The following is a 15299-nucleotide window of genomic DNA, read 5'->3' on the forward strand; positions in this document are numbered from 1 at the left end:
GTTCGCAGCCGGGGGATTCCATGCAGCCTACGCGTCACGCCATTGTGGCCGCCACCATCTTTTCGTTCTGCGCGAGCTTGGCTTTGTCGCTTTGCGCGGGTTCTGCCGTCGCCCGCCCGCTCCAGCCCGCGGAAGAATTCTTCACGCTTCCCTATGACGGCAAGATGCCGGGCTGCGATGACTGGATCACGCTCCAGGAGATCGCCGCGCGGCTCCATGACGCCGAAGCCTTCGGCTTCAATTCGCCCTTGCAGATCACGGGCTTCACCGCCATCCGCGAGACTGGCTTCCGCAGCAATGGCCCAGACCTGGTTCCGCGTCGCTTTTGCGCGGCCAGAGCCATGTTCAACGACCAGCGCGAGCGCACGTTGAAATATAATCTCATCGAGCGCGGCGGTTTCGCCGGAATCGGCCGTGGCGTCGAATGGTGCGTCATCGGGCTCGACCGCTATCACGCCTATTCGCCGAATTGCGAAGGCGTGGGCCCGTAAGGTCCTCGACATGGCGGGTCCGCGGATGAAAAGCCTGCTTGTCGCGGCTCTGCTGGCCTGCACTGCGACCCAGGCGCTGGCGGCCAGCGATTGCATTCTCGACAATTGCGCCGACCAGAGGCCTTCGCCGGGCGAGCCTTCCGTAGCGCCCGCGCCGGACGCCCCGGCGCCGCGGCAATGGCCCGGACCGCGTCGGGGCGGCGGCGCGCCTTCGGGCGATTTCGATTTCTATGTGCTGGCCCTGTCCTGGTCCCCCGCCTTCTGCGCCACCGGCGGATCCCAGCGCTCGTCGGCCCAGTGCGCGCCGGGCGCCAATCCCGGATTCGTCACGCATGGCCTGTGGCCGCAATATCAGAACGGCTATCCCAGCCGTTGCGGCGGCGACGGCTTCCTGCCTTTTTCGGTCCTGTCCGGTCTGGGCGATCTCTATCCCGATCAAGGACTGGCCCGTCATGAATGGCGCCAGCACGGCCTGTGCTCCGGCAAGAGCCCCTCCGGTTATTTCGCCGATGTCCGCGCGGCCCGCGATGGTGTCGCCATCCCGCAAGCCTTCAAGGGGCCGCAAGAGGATCGGGAAGTCTCGCCTCTTGATATCCAGCGCGCCTTCATCGACGCCAATCCCCGGCTTCGGCCCGGCATGATGGCCGTGGTCTGCCGGCGGGGGACGTTTCAGGAGGCGCGTTTCTGCCTCTCGCGGGATCTGCGCGCTTTCGTCGCCTGCCCGGAAGTCGTGCGTCAGGGCTGCCGCAGCCAGAGCATCGTCATGCCCGCCGCGCAATGAACTATCGCCACGAGTTCCACGCGGGCAATTTCGCCGACGTCCTGAAACATGCCGCCTTGACGCGCGCGTTGCTTTACCTGCGCCGCAAGGACAAGCCGTTCCGCGTCATCGACACTCATGCCGGCGCGGGCCTTTACGATCTCGCGGGACCGGAGGCGGCGCGCTCCAACGAGGCGAAGGACGGAATCCTGCGCCTGCTTGACGACCCGGTTCCCGGCGCGGCGGGGGACTTGCTGGCGCCCTACCTCGACGCGGTCCGGGCGGCGGGCGCGCCGAAATTCTATCCCGGCTCGCCGCTGATCGCCCAGGCCCTGATGCGTCCGCAGGATCGCGCGGCCTTCTGCGAATTGCTGCCGCAGGCCGCGCACGGCCTGCGCCGGGCGCTGGGCCGCGACGCGCGCGTAAAGACCATCGAGATCGACGGCTATACCGGCCTCAAGGCCTATGTCCCGCCGGTGGAACGGCGCGGGCTCGTGCTGATCGATCCGCCCTTCGAGCGGCGCGACGAATATGAGCGCGCCTTTGACTCGCTGCTGGCGGGGCTGCGCAAATGGCCGGGCGGAACCTATATGGTCTGGCAGCCCGTCAAGGAGCCGGAAGTGGCGGACGCGTTTTGCCGCGCCATCGCGGCGGAGGCGCCAGATTGCCTGCGTGTCGATCTTCAGGTCGAGGCGCCGCAGCCCGGCCGTCCGCTGGCGCGCACCGGCCTGTTGATCGTCCATCCGCCCTATGTGCTTGAAGAAGAATTGAAAGTTTTGCTTCCGGCGCTGACGCTCCGGCTGGCGCGCGGGCCGGGCGCGGCGTTTTTCATGGAGCGTTATGGTGCGGCTTGAGCGCGAGGTTTGACTAGGCGCCTTGGCGCCATAACGGGAGACTTGCCAAGCGCCGGATTCTGCCGCAACCTGAGCGCAATTGGGGGAGGCTTCGCTTCGGCGAAGGGGCTGACGACAAAAAAAGCGCAGCCCGTCTTGCGATAAAAAGCATTCACAAAGCAAGGCGATCCGCCAATCGGCCGACCTTTTCGGACCGGGTGGACTGCATATTGGAATTGCAATCCAGCGCCGCGCCGGCGCCCTGCCCGAACGATCGGCCACGACCGGAGGAAAAGCGTCATGGCGCAAACGGGCACGATCAAGTTTTTCAATGTCGACAAAGGGTACGGCTTCATCAAGCCCAACGACGGGGGGCGGGACATTTTCGTTCACATCACCGCCGTCGAACAGGCGGGTCTCGCCTCTCTGAACGAGGGGCAGACGATCACCTTCGAGGTCGAGCCGGACAAGAAGGGGAAGGGGCCAAAGGCCGTCAACCTGCATCTGGAATGATCGCGCGCGACGGCGCGTGAACGACTTACAGCGTGAATGACTTGCAGCTTGCGCGAGAATTGGTATCGCCTTTGGCGTCCCGATTCTCGCGCATATGTCTTGCGCCGCCGGAGTTCGCGCCATGAAGCTGTATTTTTCGCCGCCTTCGCCCTATTCGCGTAAAGTGCGCATCGCCGCCTCGCTGCTCGGTCTCGACGACAGGATCGAGCTGGTCATCACCGATACGGTCAATCCGCAGGACGCCATTCGCCAGAAAAACCCGCTCGGCAAGATTCCGACGTTGGAACGCGACGACGGCGTGTGCGTCTATGACAGCGCGGTGATCGTCGCTTTCCTGGACGATCTCGCGGGCGGCGGCCTCATCCCCAGCGAACGGGACGCGCGTTTCGCCGCGCTGACGCTCGAAGCCCTGGCCGACGGCCTGGCCGACGCCAGCCTCTTGCAAGTCTATGAAAACCGGATGCGCGCGGAGAACGAGCGCAGCGCCAGCTGGGTCGCGCTTCAGCGCGGCAAGGTCGAGCGCGCCCTCGCCGCTCTGGAGGCCGCGCCGCCGGCTGCCGTGGCTGCTCCGGCGCAGGCGGATATCGGCGCCGTCGCGCTGGCCAGCGCGCTTGGCTATCTCGACCTGCGTTTCGAAGGCGCCTGGCGCGCCGGCCATCCCCGGCTCGCAGCCTGGCTCGACGCCTTCGCCGCGGCTGTTCCGGCCTATGCTGCGACCAAAGCCTGAAGACCTGGGCTTGAAGACCTGGGCTTGAAGACCTGGGCTTGAAGACCTGGGCCTGAAGATCTGGTCCCGAAGACTTGGGCCTGAAGACTTGGTCCCGAAGACCTGGGCCTGAACTGAAAATCCCGGCGCGAGGCCGGGTCTCAAGTCGTCGGGAGGTCTTTTCTTGGGCAAATCCTGCCCGCGGCTAGCCGCTTGGAACGGCGGCCGCGGACGGTTGGCGCGATGATTGCGCGCGTCAGAACTTGTAGTTCACGCCCGCGCGCAGCAGGTTGATGTTGGCGCCGACCGAAGACACGTTCGGCGTGCCGGCGAAATAGGTGTTGGAGCCCAAGGACGTATAGATATATTCGGCCTTGGCGGTGATATGGGGCGTGATCGCATATTCGGCGCCGAAGCCCAAGGCGAAGCCATTTGCCCAATAGGACTGGTCGGCGACGGCGCCGCGCGGGACATTGTTGAGCACGCCGCGAATGCTGGCGCCGGCATAGCCGCCTGTTCCGAAAATCAGGATCCGGTCCATCGTATAGCCGAAGCGCGCGCGGATCGTGCTCATGTTCTGGACGATGCCGGTCGAGGTCACGCCGGGGTAGACCGTGGCGTCGGACGCGATGCGGGACCAGTCGAAATCGGCTTCGCCGCCCATCAGCAGATTGCCCTGCTGATAATTATAGCCGGCGGTGAAGCCGAGCAGCCAGCCCTTCGGATCGCTGCCGAAATAGGGCGCGCCCGAGCCGTTGAACCCGCCGATGCCGGCGCCCGTGTTCAGGCCGGCGTAAAAGCCGGTCCAGGTGAAAGAGGGCGGATAGTCGTAATTGCCGGGCGCGGCGCTGCGATAGGGCAGATCGGCGGCCTGCGCCAGCGAGGCGATGGACATCGCCGCTCCGCCGATCACGGCGATCGAAACCTTTTTCATCACACAAACTCCAGATCGAGGCTCGTTAACGGGCCGTCTGGAGTGATTTAGAATTGCAATGGTAATTGGAGTGTAAAAATAAATGGTTTATCGAGGTTAGGGAATTTGTTGGCCGTATGGCGAAGATTGCATTAAGGGGCGCTTCGCAAATTTAACCAAACTTTCTCAAGTTTATTTGGTTAAGATTGTTTCAATTTCCGCCAAATACCTGTCATCATCAGGATGAGCGCAAAAATAGATTGGTTAATAAAGATATTTTGTTTGATCTCGCCGGAAGGGTCTGCGTTTTGTCCGTCAATCGGCGCTCGGCAGGCGACGCATGGTGAATTCGATCCGCCCGTCGGCAAGCTCCCGCCAGGACTCGATTTCGGTCATATAGGCGGCCTTGGGAAAAGAGGCGAAGATTTCGCGCGCCTTTTCGCGCGCCTTTTCGCGCGGCAATGTATAGGATTCGCGTTTGAATCCGTCCTCGCGCCGCCCGCGCGGGACCCGCTGCAGATTGGCGGCCATGCGCGCGGCGATGTCGCCTGGCTCTTTGCGTTCGACGGCCATTCGCGTCCTGTGAGGGCCCCAATTGACCGCGAAATTAAACCACTAATGGCGAGGCCGCGTCCAGCCGGATTCTTGCGGCGCGGAATCGCGCCGGTCGGCGCCGCAGGACTCGTCGATCAGGGCGGCTATGGTTTTGGGATCCTGCGGAAAGCCGGCGCGGATCCACGCCGCTTGCAGGCGCTTGAGGCCCGCGCCGAGTCCCGCGCCCTGCTTGACGCCCCGCGCGATCAGGTCCGTTGCGGCGAAGGGGACCTTCGGCGCCGGCGTGTCGCGCAGAAAGGCGTCGGCTGCGAGAAATTCCTGGTCTTCCGGCGCGGCCGGGCTTTCGGCTTGAACCAGCATGAGTCCGTCGCGCGCCGCCTGCGCGCCATGCAGGAACAATTGTTCGCGCAAATGCGCCGCCGCTGGCGCTTCGCCGGCGCCATGCCAAGCGGCCGCGACCTTGGCCATGCCGGCGAGGCGGCGTTTTTGTGCGCGCGACAGGCGAAGGGACTCGGTCAGGCGTTCGGAATCCGGCTCACTGTGCAAGGCGAGGGAGGCCAGCGACAATAGCGCGTCGGCGGCGCGCCGCGTTTCAAGAAGCGCGGTGAGCCGCCGGTAACGCGCAGGCCAGGGCGCGACGCCCAGAAAACTGAGCAGCCCGGCCTTGCTCATGGCCTCGACGACGGCGCAGGGCCGTGGCGAGGCCAGGATTTTCAGCATTTCGCCGCCCAGCCGTTCGCGCGACAGATTTGCGATCCCGGCCCTTTGGGCGATGCAGGCGGCAAAACCTTCCGCGTCGAGCGGGCCTTCGCCGTAAATGCCCGAGAAGCGGAAAAAGCGCAGGATGCGAAGATAATCCTCCGCGATGCGCTGCTGTGGATCTCCGATGAAGCGCACCCGCCGCGTGGCGAGATCGTCCAGGCCGCCGACATAATCGTAAAGCCTGCCCTGCGCGTCCACAGACAGCGCATTGATCGTGAAGTCGCGGCGACGGGCGTCGGCGGCGAAATCGCCGCCGAACCGCACGATGGCGCGGCGCCCGTCGGTCTCGACATCCTCGCGCAGCGACGTGACCTCGAAATGGGCGCCTTCGAGGATCAGCGTCACGGTGCCGTGGTCGATGCCGGTCGGCACGACGCGGACCCCCGCGCGCTCGGCCTTTTCGACGACGACCTGCGGCTCGGCCGCGACCGCGAGGTCAATGTCGGCGACGGGTTGGCCGAGCAGGGCGTTGCGCACGGCGCCGCCGACGATGCGCAGTTCGTCGCCCTCCAACGCGGCGAAGACCTTGTGCAGCCCCGGACGGTCGAGCAGGGCCTTGAGAGCCTCCTCGCGCTCCGCCGTCACTGGAAGCGCCCCGGCGTCAGGCGGCCGTTTTCAATATGGGCCGGCACATAGACGCCCGCGCTATTTGCGCCGAAAAAGCCCGCGTAGAGGAAGCCCGCGATCGCCAGGCAGAGGCCAGCCAGCGTCAGCCAGAACAGGGCGCCGCGCGACCAATGGGCGACGACCAGCGGGTGACGGGAGCGGTAGATGAGGAACAGGGCGTAGAGGAGGAAAGGCGCGGCGAACAGGCCGAGCGATTCGAGAAGCGAACGCGCCATCTAGGGATAAAGCCTCTCATAAAGATTGCGGATCATGCCCGCCGTCGCGCCCCAGATATAGCGGTTTTCATAGGGCATGGCGTAAAATTGGCGGCGTTTCCCCTGCCATTCCCGGAAATGACGCTGGTGGTTGGCGCCGTTCATCAGGAAGGACAAGGGCGTTTCGAACACTTCGTCCACCTCCTGCGCGTTCACGGCGAGGTCGAACGGCGGATGGGCGATGCCCACCAGCGGAAAGACGCGGAAGCCCGTGCTGGTCTGATAGGGATCGAGGCAGCCGAGTATTTCGACCTTGTCGCGCCCGAGGCCGATTTCTTCCTCCGCCTCGCGCAGGGCGGCGTCGAGCGGGGATTCGCCGGGCTCGATCTTGCCGCCGGGAAAGGCGATCTGACCGGAATGGTCGCGCAGCGACCCGGCGCGCCGGGTCAATAGCAGCCGCGCCTCGCCCCCGCGAAAAACCACCGGCGCGAGCACGGCGGCGGGACGCGCCGGGGCAGGCAGCAACGCGGCTTCGCCGGGCAAGGGCTCATTCAGCTTATGGTCGCCGTGATGCGGCCGCATCATGGGATCGAAAGCCTCCTCCGGCCAGCCCTGACGCAGATGCGCCCGGGCGCGAGCCAAAAAATCCGCGGTGTCGAAAGGACCGCTCATGTGAAATCCGCGATGTCGCGCATGGGCGCCATGGCGAAAAAGGCGCCGCCCGAGAATACGCCGAACATCTCCTCGCCCGCGACGTCCCGGGCTTCGCCCCAGGAGACGAGATCATAGAACAGCGCACGCTTGACCAGGGCCCATAACTCGCCGCGCACCAGCACATAGGGCTTCAGCCCCCCGCTTTCGCCGGGCAGGAATTTCAGCGGATTTTTGTCCGAAATATCGATCCAGTCATCGACATTGGTGCGTAATCGCAAGGACTGGGCCGCGCCCTCGCCATCGCGCAAAAGTTCGACGCCAAGGAAGGGCGCGTCCTCCACCACGATGCCGACGCGCTCCACCGGCGTCACCAGCACGAAGCGCTCGGGGTCCTTGCGCAGCACGCTGGCGAATAGTTGAACCAGAGCGGGGCGGCCGATTGGCGTGCCATTGTAGAACCAGGTTCCGTCGCGGGCGATGCGCATGTCGATCTCGCCGCAATAAGGCGGGTTCCATAAATGGACCGGCGCTGGCCCGCGCGTCTTTCGCACGGCGGCGAGCCCTTGAAGGGGATCGGATGCGTTTGCCGGGGCGGGCTTGGCGTTATCGTTCATCATAGGCCTTCAAAGGCGGGCGCGCCGCCTTGATTTGGGCGGCATTTTACGCCGTGAATGGAGAAGCGGCGCCTATTATCTGGTTCTCCGGCGGCGGGAGCCAGCCTATATTGGCGCCGCGGGCCCGACAATGCCGCCGCTGAATCGCGGACGGCGCCGCAACAGGAGATTTCTGGCATGAACGCCGAACCCGCCCTCCGGGCCGAGACCATCCCTCTGACGGAAAGCCAGATCGAGGCCCGGGCGCAGCAGGCGCTCGATTCGCTGGCGGCCGCGCGCAAGGCGATCGGCGCCGCGATTTTCGGCCAGGAACTGGTGGTGGAGGAGGCGCTGGTCACGCTGCTTTCGGGCGGCCATGCGCTTTTCGTCGGAGCGCCGGGGCTAGCCAAGACGCTGCTGGTCGATACGCTCGGGCGCGTGCTCGGCCTCCACGCCAATCGCGTGCAGTTCACGCCGGACCTGATGCCCACCGACATTCTCGGCTCGGAAGTGCTGGAGGAGGGCGCCGACCATCGCCGCGCCTTCCGCTTCATCAAGGGGCCGATCTTCGCGCAATTGCTGATGGCCGACGAGATCAACCGCGCCAGCCCGCGCACGCAATCGGCGCTGCTGCAGGCCATGCAGGAATATCACGTCACCATTGCGGGCGAGCGCTATGACCTGCCCAAGCCGTTCCATGTTCTGGCGACCCAGAACCCGCTGGAGCAGGAGGGCACTTATCCGCTGCCGGAGGCGCAGCTTGACCGTTTCCTGTTGCAGATCGACGTGCCCTATCCGCGGCGCGACGCCGAGCGGCGCATCCTGATCGAGACGACAGGACAGGCGCGCCCGGCGCCGCAGCAGGTGATCGATGCCGCCGGGCTGATGGAGATTCAGGCGCTGGTGCGCCTGATGCCGGTCGGCGCGGCGATCGTGGACTGCATTCTCGATCTCGTGCGCGCTGTGCGTCCGGGTGACGGCGATCCGGAGCTGACCAAACATATCGCCTGGGGTCCGGGGCCGCGCGCCGCGCAATCGCTGATGCTGGCCTGCCGCGCCCGCGCCCTGACGCAAGGCCGCCTCGCGCCGAGCAAGGCCGATGTATTGGCTCTGGCTGGGCCCGCGCTCAAGCACCGCATGGCTTTGACCTATAGCGCCCGCGCCGATGGCGAGACCATCGACGCCGTGATCGAGCGGCTGAAGCAAAGATTCGGCTGATGGCTCAAAACGCCCGGAACGCTTTCGAATTCCTGCCGCCCGAAGCCGCGCTGCCCGATCACGAGAAGCGGCTCCAGGCGCTCGATCTCGCGCGTCGGCTGCCTGCCTTGGCCCTCGCGGCGCGGCAGGCGGCGGCCTCGGCGCAGGCCGGCCCGCACGGGCGGCGGCGCGCGGGCATGGGCGAGAATTTCTGGCAGTTCCGGCCCTTCATTCCCGGCGAGGCGGCGCAGAACGTCGATTGGCGCCGCTCCGCCCGCGACGACCGGCTCTATGTGCGCGAGCGCGAATGGGAGGCGGCGCAGGTGCTGTGGGTCTGGGCCGATCTCTCCGGCTCGATGAATTACCGTTCGCCGCTGGCTTCGCAGTCCAAGCTGGAGCGGGCGCTGGTTCTGGCTCTGGCTTTGGCCGATTCATGCGTGCGCGCAGGCGAGCGCGCCGGATGGCTGGGGCTGACCCGGCTGACTGCGGCGCGCGACATTGTCGACAGCCTCGCCGTCGCGCTGATTGCGGAAACCCGTCTCTTTGGCGAGAGCTTCGACGACCTGCCGCAGGCGGCGCCGCTGCGTCCGCGCGAAAAGGCGGCGCTCATCGGCGATTTTCTGGTCGAGCCGCCAGCCTTCGCCGCCTGCCTGCAAAGGCTCAGCGTCCAGGGCGCGCGCGGCCACGCCCTGATGATCTTCGATCCCGCCGAAGAGGCCTTTCCCTTCTCCGGCCAGACCGAATTTTATGACGAGGCGGGCGATCTTTTGCGCGCGGGCCGCGCCGAAGATTACGCCGCGGCCTATCGGTCGCGGCTCGCCGCCCATCGCGACGCACTTTCCGGGGCGGCGCGGGCGATGGGCTGGACTTTCTCGCTCCATTCGACCGAACGGCCGGCCTCCGAGGCCTTGCTCAACCTGCGTCTGGCGCTGACTGCGGATGGCGCAAGATGAGCCTGTTCTCGCTGGCCTTTTCCGCGCCTTGGGCGCTGCTGGCCCTTGCCGGGGCGCCGCTGCTCTACCTGCTGCTGCGAGTCACTCCGCCGCCGCCGCAACGCGTGGCCTTTCCGCCGCTCAAGCTCATTCTCGATCTGAAAAAGCCCGACGCCACGCCCGCGCGCACGCCGCTCTGGCTGCTGCTGCTACGCATGGCGCTGGCGGCTCTGGTCGTGCTCGCCATGGCCGGGCCGGTGCTGACTCCCAAGGGCGCGCCCGCGCTGAAGAACGGCCCGCTTCTGCTGCTGGTCGATGACGGCTGGACGGCGGCGAGCGATTGGAGCCTGCGGCTTCAGGCGGCGGAATCGCGGCTTGAGGCGGCGGCGCGCGACGGCCTGCCCGCGGCGGTGCTCAGCTTTTCCGAACCGCCCGCCGAGGCGCTGAATGCGCAGGACGCGTCGGCGGCGCTCGCCCGGCTGCGAGCGCTGAAGCCCAAGGCCTTCCTGCCGTCCCGCGCGCCATCATTGGCCGCCATCGGCGCCTTTCTGACGGCCAATCCAACGGCCCAACCCGTCTGGCTGACCGACGGGCTCGATAATTCCGACGGGGCGTCTTTCGCCGTGCAGCTCGCCGCTCTGGCGCCGGAGACGGAAATCCTGCGCGATCCGCGCCCGGTTCAGGTCATCGCGGGCGCGGACAACGGCGCGACGGCGCTGGAGGCGCGCCTTGTGCGTTCAGCGCCGGGCGGCGCGGCGGCGGGACGCGTGCGGGCCACGGACGCCAAGGGCGCCTCGCTCGGCGAAGCCGAATTCGATTTCTCCAACACCCTCGCCGCCAAGGCGTCGTTCGACCTGCCAGCGGCCTTGCGCAATGAGATCGCGCGGCTGGAGATTCTCGGCGAGACCTCCGCTGGCGCCGTGCTGCTGCTGGATGCGGGATCGCGCCGCCGTCGCGTCGGACTCGTCGCCGGCGCCAGGGGCGAGCAGCCGCTGCTGTCGCCGCTGCATTATCTGCGCGACGCGCTCTCGCCTTTCGCCGATCTGCGCGAGGCCAAGCCGGGCGCCAGCGACCCGGTCGGCCAATTGCTCGACGAGGGCGTGGACGTGTTGATCCTGGCCGACGTCAATGTCGCCGCGCCGGCCCTGCGCGCGCGGCTCGACGCCTTTCTCGCCGCAGGCGGCACGCTGGTGCGTTTCGCCGGCCCGCGCCTCGCCGCTGGCGGCGACGATCTCTTTCCCACGCGGCTGCGGCGCGGCGGGCGCACGCTCGGCGGCGCTCTCTCGTGGGACAAGCCCAAGCCGCTGGCGCCCTTCGAGGAACAAAGCCCCTTTTTCGGCCTGACGCCGCCCGCCGAAGCGACGGTGTCGCGCCAGGTCCTGGCCGAGCCGGACGAAGGCCTGCCCGCCCGGACCTGGGCGCGGCTCGCCGATGGCACGCCTCTGGTCACAGCGGACAAGCGCGGCCCCGGCACGCTGGTCCTGTTCCATGTTTCGGCTGACGCGGGTTGGTCGAATGTGCCGCTATCGGGCCTTTTCGTCGACATGCTGAAGCGGATCGTCGATCGCGCCGGGCTGGTCGGCAAGGCCGGGGAGGCGGGCGCGGAAGCGGGAGCCTTCCTGCCGCCCCAGCGTCTGCTCGACGGCTTCGGCGTCCTCGGAACGCCGCCCGCCAGCGCAAAGCCGCTGCCCGCCGCGGGATTGGCCGCGCCGGACGCCGATCATCCCGCCGGGCTTTATGGCGCGGCCGCTGCGCCGCGCGCGCTGAACGCCTTCAATCGCGGCATGATTCTCGCGCCGCTCGACCTCGCCGGGCTGAAATTGCGGCAGACCGAACTGGTGGGGCCGCGTCCGGTCGATTTGCGGGCGCCGCTGCTGATCGGCGCCTTCGTTCTGGCGCTGGCGGACGCCCTGGCCATGCTCTGGCTCGGGGGACGCTGGCGGCGTCAGGTCGCGCCGGCCATCGCTGCGCTCGCCTTGCTGCTGGCCTTCGCGCCTCCGCCGCCCGCAAGCGCCGCCTCGCAGCCAGCAAGCGCCGCCTCGCAGCCAGCAAGCGCTGCGCCGTCGCCGTCAAAGCAGGAGGCGCATAATCCACGCGACATTCAGGCCGCGCTGGGGACCAAGCTCGCCTATGTGGTCACCGGCGACGCGCGCGTGGACCGCATCAGCCAGCAAGGGCTCTTGTCCTTGTCGGAAACGCTGGCGCGGCGAACCTCCTTCGTGCCGAGCGAGCCGCAGGGCGTCGATCCCGCGCGCGACGAATTGTCCTTCTATCCGCTGCTCTACTGGCCCATCGCGCCGGATCGCCCGCAGCCCGGCCCGGAAGTGGCGCGGCGCATCGAGGCCTATATGAAACAAGGCGGGCTGGTGCTGTTCGACACCCGCGACGGCGGCATGCAATTCAACAATGGACCGGCGACCCCGGCGCAGGCCTGGCTCAAGACCTTTCTCAAGGGTGTCGACCTGCCGCCGCTGGAGCCGGTTCCCAAGGACCATGTCGTCACCCGGACCTTCTATCTACTGGACGGTTTCGTCGGGCGCACCGAAAACGGACCGACCTATATCGAGGTCCTGCCGCCGGAAAGCGCTTCCGAGAGCCGACCCGCGCGCGCGGGCGACGGCGTTTCGCCGCTTGTCATCGCCTCCAATGACCTCGCGGCGGCCTGGGCCGGCGACCAGGGCGGCGACGCGCTCTATCCGCTGACGCCGGGCGGGCCGCGCCAGCGCGAAATGGCCCTGCGCGGCGGGGTCAATATCGTGATGTACACGCTGACCGGCAATTACAAGGCGGATCAGGTCCATGTCCCCGAACTGCTGGAAAGGCTCGGACATTGACCGAATTCGGCCTCGCCTTCGCGCCGCTGGCGCCGCTCTGGCTCATCGGCCTGTTCGCCGTTCTCGCTGCAGTTCTGGTTGTCGCCGCCCTGATCCTGCGGCGCCGAGGCGCGATTTTGCGCGCGGTCGTCTTCCTGGCTTTGCTGGGCGCGCTGACCAATCCGTCGCTGGTCGAGGAGCGCCGCGAAGCCCTGCGCGACGTGGTCGCGGTCGTGCTCGACCGCAGCGCCTCGCAGAATTTCGGCGACCGCCGCGCCCAGACCGAGGCCGCGCGCGCCGCGCTCGACGAGGCGCTGAAGGGGCTGGAAAATGTCGAGGTTCGATTCATCGACGCGGGGAACGAGACCGGCGAGTCCGAGGGTGGCGACGGAACGCGGCTGTTTTCGGCGCTGAACGCGGGCCTCGCCGACGTCGCCAGCGAGCGCCTCGGCGGCGTCATCATGGTGACTGACGGCGTGGTCCACGACATCCCGCCCTCGCTCGCCGCCGCCGGCCTCAAGGCGCCGCTCCATGCGCTTGTCACCGGCCATGCCGGTGAGCGCGACCGCCGCATGGTTCTGGTGGAGGCGCCGCGCTTCGGCCTGATCGGCAAGGACATTATGTTCACGGTCAAGGTCGAGGAGGCCAATGGCCCGGGCGATCCCGTCACCGTCGTCGTCCGGCGCGACGGCGAGGTCGTCACGCGGGTGCTGGCGCGGCCGGGCGAGCCGGTGAAAATCCCGCTGCGCCTGAGCCATGGCGGGCGCAATGTGCTGGAATTCGACGCCGAGTCGATGCCGGGCGAGATCACCGAGATCAATAACAAGGCCGTGGCGATGGTCGAGGGAATCCGCGACCATCTCAAGGTGCTGCTGGTTTCGGGCGAGCCCAACCCCGGCGAGCGCGCCTGGCGCAATCTCCTGAAATCCGACGCCAATGTGGAGCTGGTGCATTTCACCATCCTGCGGCCGCCGGAAAAGCAGGACGGCACGCCGATCCGCGAACTGGCGCTGATCGCCTTTCCCACCGCCGAATTGTTCGGCAAGAAGATCGTCGATTTCGACCTGATCCTGTTCGATCGCTATTCCAACATGGGCCTGCTGCCGCCGGCCTATTTCGACAATATCGTCAAATATGTCCGCGACGGCGGCGCGATGGCCATTATTGCGGGGCCGAATTTCGCCGAGCCCGACGGGCTTTATTACACGCCGATCGGCAAGATCGTCCCGGCGCGGCCGACCGGGCAGGTGAGCGAGGGGCCGTTCCGCGCCGCGCTGTCGCAGATCGGCGAACGCCATCCGGTGACGCGCGAGCTGCCGGGAAGCCAGAGCAAGCCGCCGGCCTGGAGCGAGTGGTTCAGGCAGGAGCAGGCGACGTCCCTGCGCGGCGCCTCGGTGCTGACGGGCGCCAAGGACGCGCCGCTGCTGGTGCTCTCCCGCGAAGGCAAGGGCCGCGTCGGCCTGCTGCTGACCGACCAGAGCTGGCTCTGGGCGCGCGGTTACGAAGGCGGCGGGCCTTATGTCGATCTGATGCGCCGCGTCGCGCATTGGCTGATGAAGGAGCCGGAGCTTGAGGAGGAGGCCTTGCGCGCGACCGCGCGTGGCCGCGACCTGACCGTCGAGCGCCAGAGCTTGAGCGAACAAAGCGGCAAGGCGCGGGTGACCGCGCCCTCGGGCAAGACGCAGGATGTCGCGCTGGCGCCGGCGGGGCCGGGCCTGTTCCGCGCCAATCTCAAGGCCGAGGAGTTCGGGCTCTATCGCGTGAGTCAGGGCGAGCTGACGGCGCTGGTCAATGTCGGGCCGGAAAATCCGCTGGAATATCGCGAGGTGGTCTCGACGCCTGAAAAGCTGCGGCCGCTGGCCGAGGCGAGCGGCGGCTCCGTGCGCCGCATCGGCGCGCCCGGAACGGCTGCGATCGCCATGCCGCGCATCGTCGCCATGCGCGACAGCCCGGTCTATGCGGGTTCGGACTATATTGGAATCCGCCGCACCGAGGCCAGCGTGGCGCGCGGCGTGAAGCTGACGCCGCTCGCGGTCGGATTGTTCGGGCTGCTGGTCCTGCTCGGCGCGCTGGTCGGCGCCTGGGCGTGGGAGGGCCGGCGGACGCGGGCCTCGTCTTCGGGCGGCTAGACGCCGGACGTCACGACGCCCTTGTGGCTTTGCAGCGCGCCCGGCTGCAGCTCGCAATAAAGAAGGCGGCCGGGATCGACAGGGCCGGGAAACTGGAAGCGTCCGAACGGGGCGCGCGAAAAGCCCAAGCGTTCATAAAGCGGCGGATCGCCCACCAGAACGACAAGTCCATGGCCCGCATCGCGCGCCGCCTGCAGCGATTTCTGGACCAAAGCCTCGCCAAGCCCTCGCGCGCGGAAGGCCTCCTCGACTGTGAGCGGGCCGAGCAAAAGGGCCGGCGCGCCGCCGATGGCGATCGGCGTCATGGTGTTGGCGCCAACCAGCATCCGCCCGATGCGGGCGAGAAAAGACAGGCTCCAATCCGGCTCGACGCCCTCGCGCAGGCGATAGGCGGTCTTGGCGAAACGCCCCGGACCGAAGGCGCGCTCCTCCAGCTTGAGGATGGCCGGCTGATCGGCGGGCGTGACGAGGGCGTAATTGAGCGAGAGTTCGGACATGGCGGGGGTTTAGCGCCCCCTGCGCCAGGGGGAAAGCGCCAAATTGCTTTGCAGGCGGCGAAAAGGCTCTTGCCGCCCCAAAAAAATCTGGCCGCCCCAAAAAGAGAAAGCGCCGGCCGCGGGATTGCGG

General features: G+C 67.3%; 16 protein-coding genes. 9 read left to right on the forward strand and 7 right to left on the reverse strand.

Going from position 1 to position 15299, the window contains the following annotated elements:
- Window positions 1-20 precede the first annotated feature (20 nt).
- The 5 genes from QM467_RS02130 (at window position 21) to QM467_RS02150 (ending at window position 3324) form a co-directional block, all read left to right on the forward strand.
- Window positions 21-491: a hypothetical protein gene (locus QM467_RS02130; protein WP_283364627.1), complete on the forward strand. Its 471-nt coding sequence runs from the start codon at window positions 21-23 to the stop codon at window positions 489-491.
- A gap of 25 nt (window positions 492-516) precedes the next feature.
- Window positions 517-1272 carry a ribonuclease T2 gene (locus tag QM467_RS02135; protein ID WP_283364628.1) on the forward strand — a complete coding sequence of 252 codons (756 nt, stop codon included), beginning with the start codon at window positions 517-519 and terminating at the stop codon, window positions 1270-1272.
- A complete protein-coding gene (locus QM467_RS02140; RefSeq protein WP_283364629.1) occupies window positions 1269-2105 on the forward strand; it encodes a 23S rRNA (adenine(2030)-N(6))-methyltransferase RlmJ in 837 nt (278 codons plus the stop codon). The genes QM467_RS02135 and QM467_RS02140 overlap by 4 nt, the downstream gene beginning before the upstream one ends.
- Before the next feature lie 279 nt (window positions 2106-2384).
- Window positions 2385-2597: a cold-shock protein gene (locus QM467_RS02145; RefSeq protein WP_283364630.1), complete on the forward strand. Its 213-nt coding sequence runs from the start codon at window positions 2385-2387 to the stop codon at window positions 2595-2597.
- 121 nt (window positions 2598-2718) lie between these two features.
- Window positions 2719-3324 carry a glutathione S-transferase N-terminal domain-containing protein gene (locus tag QM467_RS02150; RefSeq protein ID WP_283364631.1) on the forward strand — a complete coding sequence of 202 codons (606 nt, stop codon included), beginning with the start codon at window positions 2719-2721 and terminating at the stop codon, window positions 3322-3324.
- 235 nt (window positions 3325-3559) lie between these two features.
- Here QM467_RS02150 and QM467_RS02155 read toward each other — a convergent pair whose 3' ends face one another.
- From QM467_RS02155 to QM467_RS02180, 6 genes are all read right to left on the reverse strand, one after another.
- Complete coding sequence (locus QM467_RS02155) at window positions 3560-4237, reverse strand: outer membrane protein (protein ID WP_283364632.1); 678 nt, start codon at window positions 4235-4237, stop codon at window positions 3560-3562.
- Between the two features lie 294 nt (window positions 4238-4531).
- A complete protein-coding gene (locus QM467_RS02160; RefSeq protein WP_283364633.1) occupies window positions 4532-4789 on the reverse strand; it encodes a hypothetical protein in 258 nt (85 codons plus the stop codon).
- A gap of 42 nt (window positions 4790-4831) precedes the next feature.
- Window positions 4832-6118, reverse strand: coding sequence for a CCA tRNA nucleotidyltransferase (locus QM467_RS02165; protein WP_283364634.1), 1287 nt, complete (start codon window positions 6116-6118; stop codon window positions 4832-4834).
- The gene (locus tag QM467_RS02170) at window positions 6115-6375 is read right to left on the reverse strand and encodes a DUF6111 family protein (RefSeq protein WP_283364635.1); all 261 of its coding nucleotides are present in this window, start codon (window positions 6373-6375) and stop codon (window positions 6115-6117) included. Before QM467_RS02170 ends, QM467_RS02165 begins: the two co-directional genes overlap by 4 nt.
- The gene (locus tag QM467_RS02175) at window positions 6376-7026 is read right to left on the reverse strand and encodes a CoA pyrophosphatase (RefSeq protein WP_283364636.1); all 651 of its coding nucleotides are present in this window, start codon (window positions 7024-7026) and stop codon (window positions 6376-6378) included.
- Window positions 7023-7622 carry a DUF1285 domain-containing protein gene (locus QM467_RS02180; protein ID WP_283364637.1) on the reverse strand — a complete coding sequence of 200 codons (600 nt, stop codon included), beginning with the start codon at window positions 7620-7622 and terminating at the stop codon, window positions 7023-7025. The genes QM467_RS02175 and QM467_RS02180 overlap by 4 nt, the downstream gene beginning before the upstream one ends.
- Before the next feature lie 177 nt (window positions 7623-7799).
- On the opposite strand from QM467_RS02180, the gene QM467_RS02185 reads away from it, so the two are divergent.
- Genes QM467_RS02185 through QM467_RS02200 form a run of 4 tightly spaced genes read left to right on the forward strand, consistent with a single transcriptional unit; the run spans window position 7800 to window position 14672 of the window.
- Complete coding sequence (locus tag QM467_RS02185) at window positions 7800-8819, forward strand: AAA family ATPase (RefSeq protein ID WP_283364638.1); 1020 nt, start codon at window positions 7800-7802, stop codon at window positions 8817-8819.
- Entirely contained in the window at window positions 8819-9751 is a 933-nt protein-coding gene (locus tag QM467_RS02190; protein WP_283364639.1) for a DUF58 domain-containing protein, read from the forward strand. The genes QM467_RS02185 and QM467_RS02190 overlap by 1 nt, the downstream gene beginning before the upstream one ends.
- The gene (locus QM467_RS02195) at window positions 9748-12564 is read left to right on the forward strand and encodes a DUF4159 domain-containing protein (RefSeq protein WP_283364640.1); all 2817 of its coding nucleotides are present in this window, start codon (window positions 9748-9750) and stop codon (window positions 12562-12564) included. The genes QM467_RS02190 and QM467_RS02195 overlap by 4 nt, the downstream gene beginning before the upstream one ends.
- On the forward strand, window positions 12561-14672 hold the full coding sequence (locus QM467_RS02200) for a hypothetical protein (protein WP_283364641.1): 2112 nt from the start codon (window positions 12561-12563) through the stop codon (window positions 14670-14672). Before QM467_RS02195 ends, QM467_RS02200 begins: the two co-directional genes overlap by 4 nt.
- On the opposite strand, the gene QM467_RS02205 is transcribed toward QM467_RS02200, so the two are convergent.
- Window positions 14669-15169, reverse strand: coding sequence for a GNAT family N-acetyltransferase (locus QM467_RS02205; RefSeq protein WP_283364642.1), 501 nt, complete (start codon window positions 15167-15169; stop codon window positions 14669-14671). The two genes, QM467_RS02200 and QM467_RS02205, sit on opposite strands and share 4 nt — an antisense overlap.
- Between the last annotated feature and the right edge of the window lie 130 nt (window positions 15170-15299).

The organism is Rhodoblastus sp. 17X3 (assembly GCF_030056575.1).
Taxonomy (GTDB): Bacteria; Pseudomonadota; Alphaproteobacteria; order Rhizobiales; family Beijerinckiaceae; genus Rhodoblastus.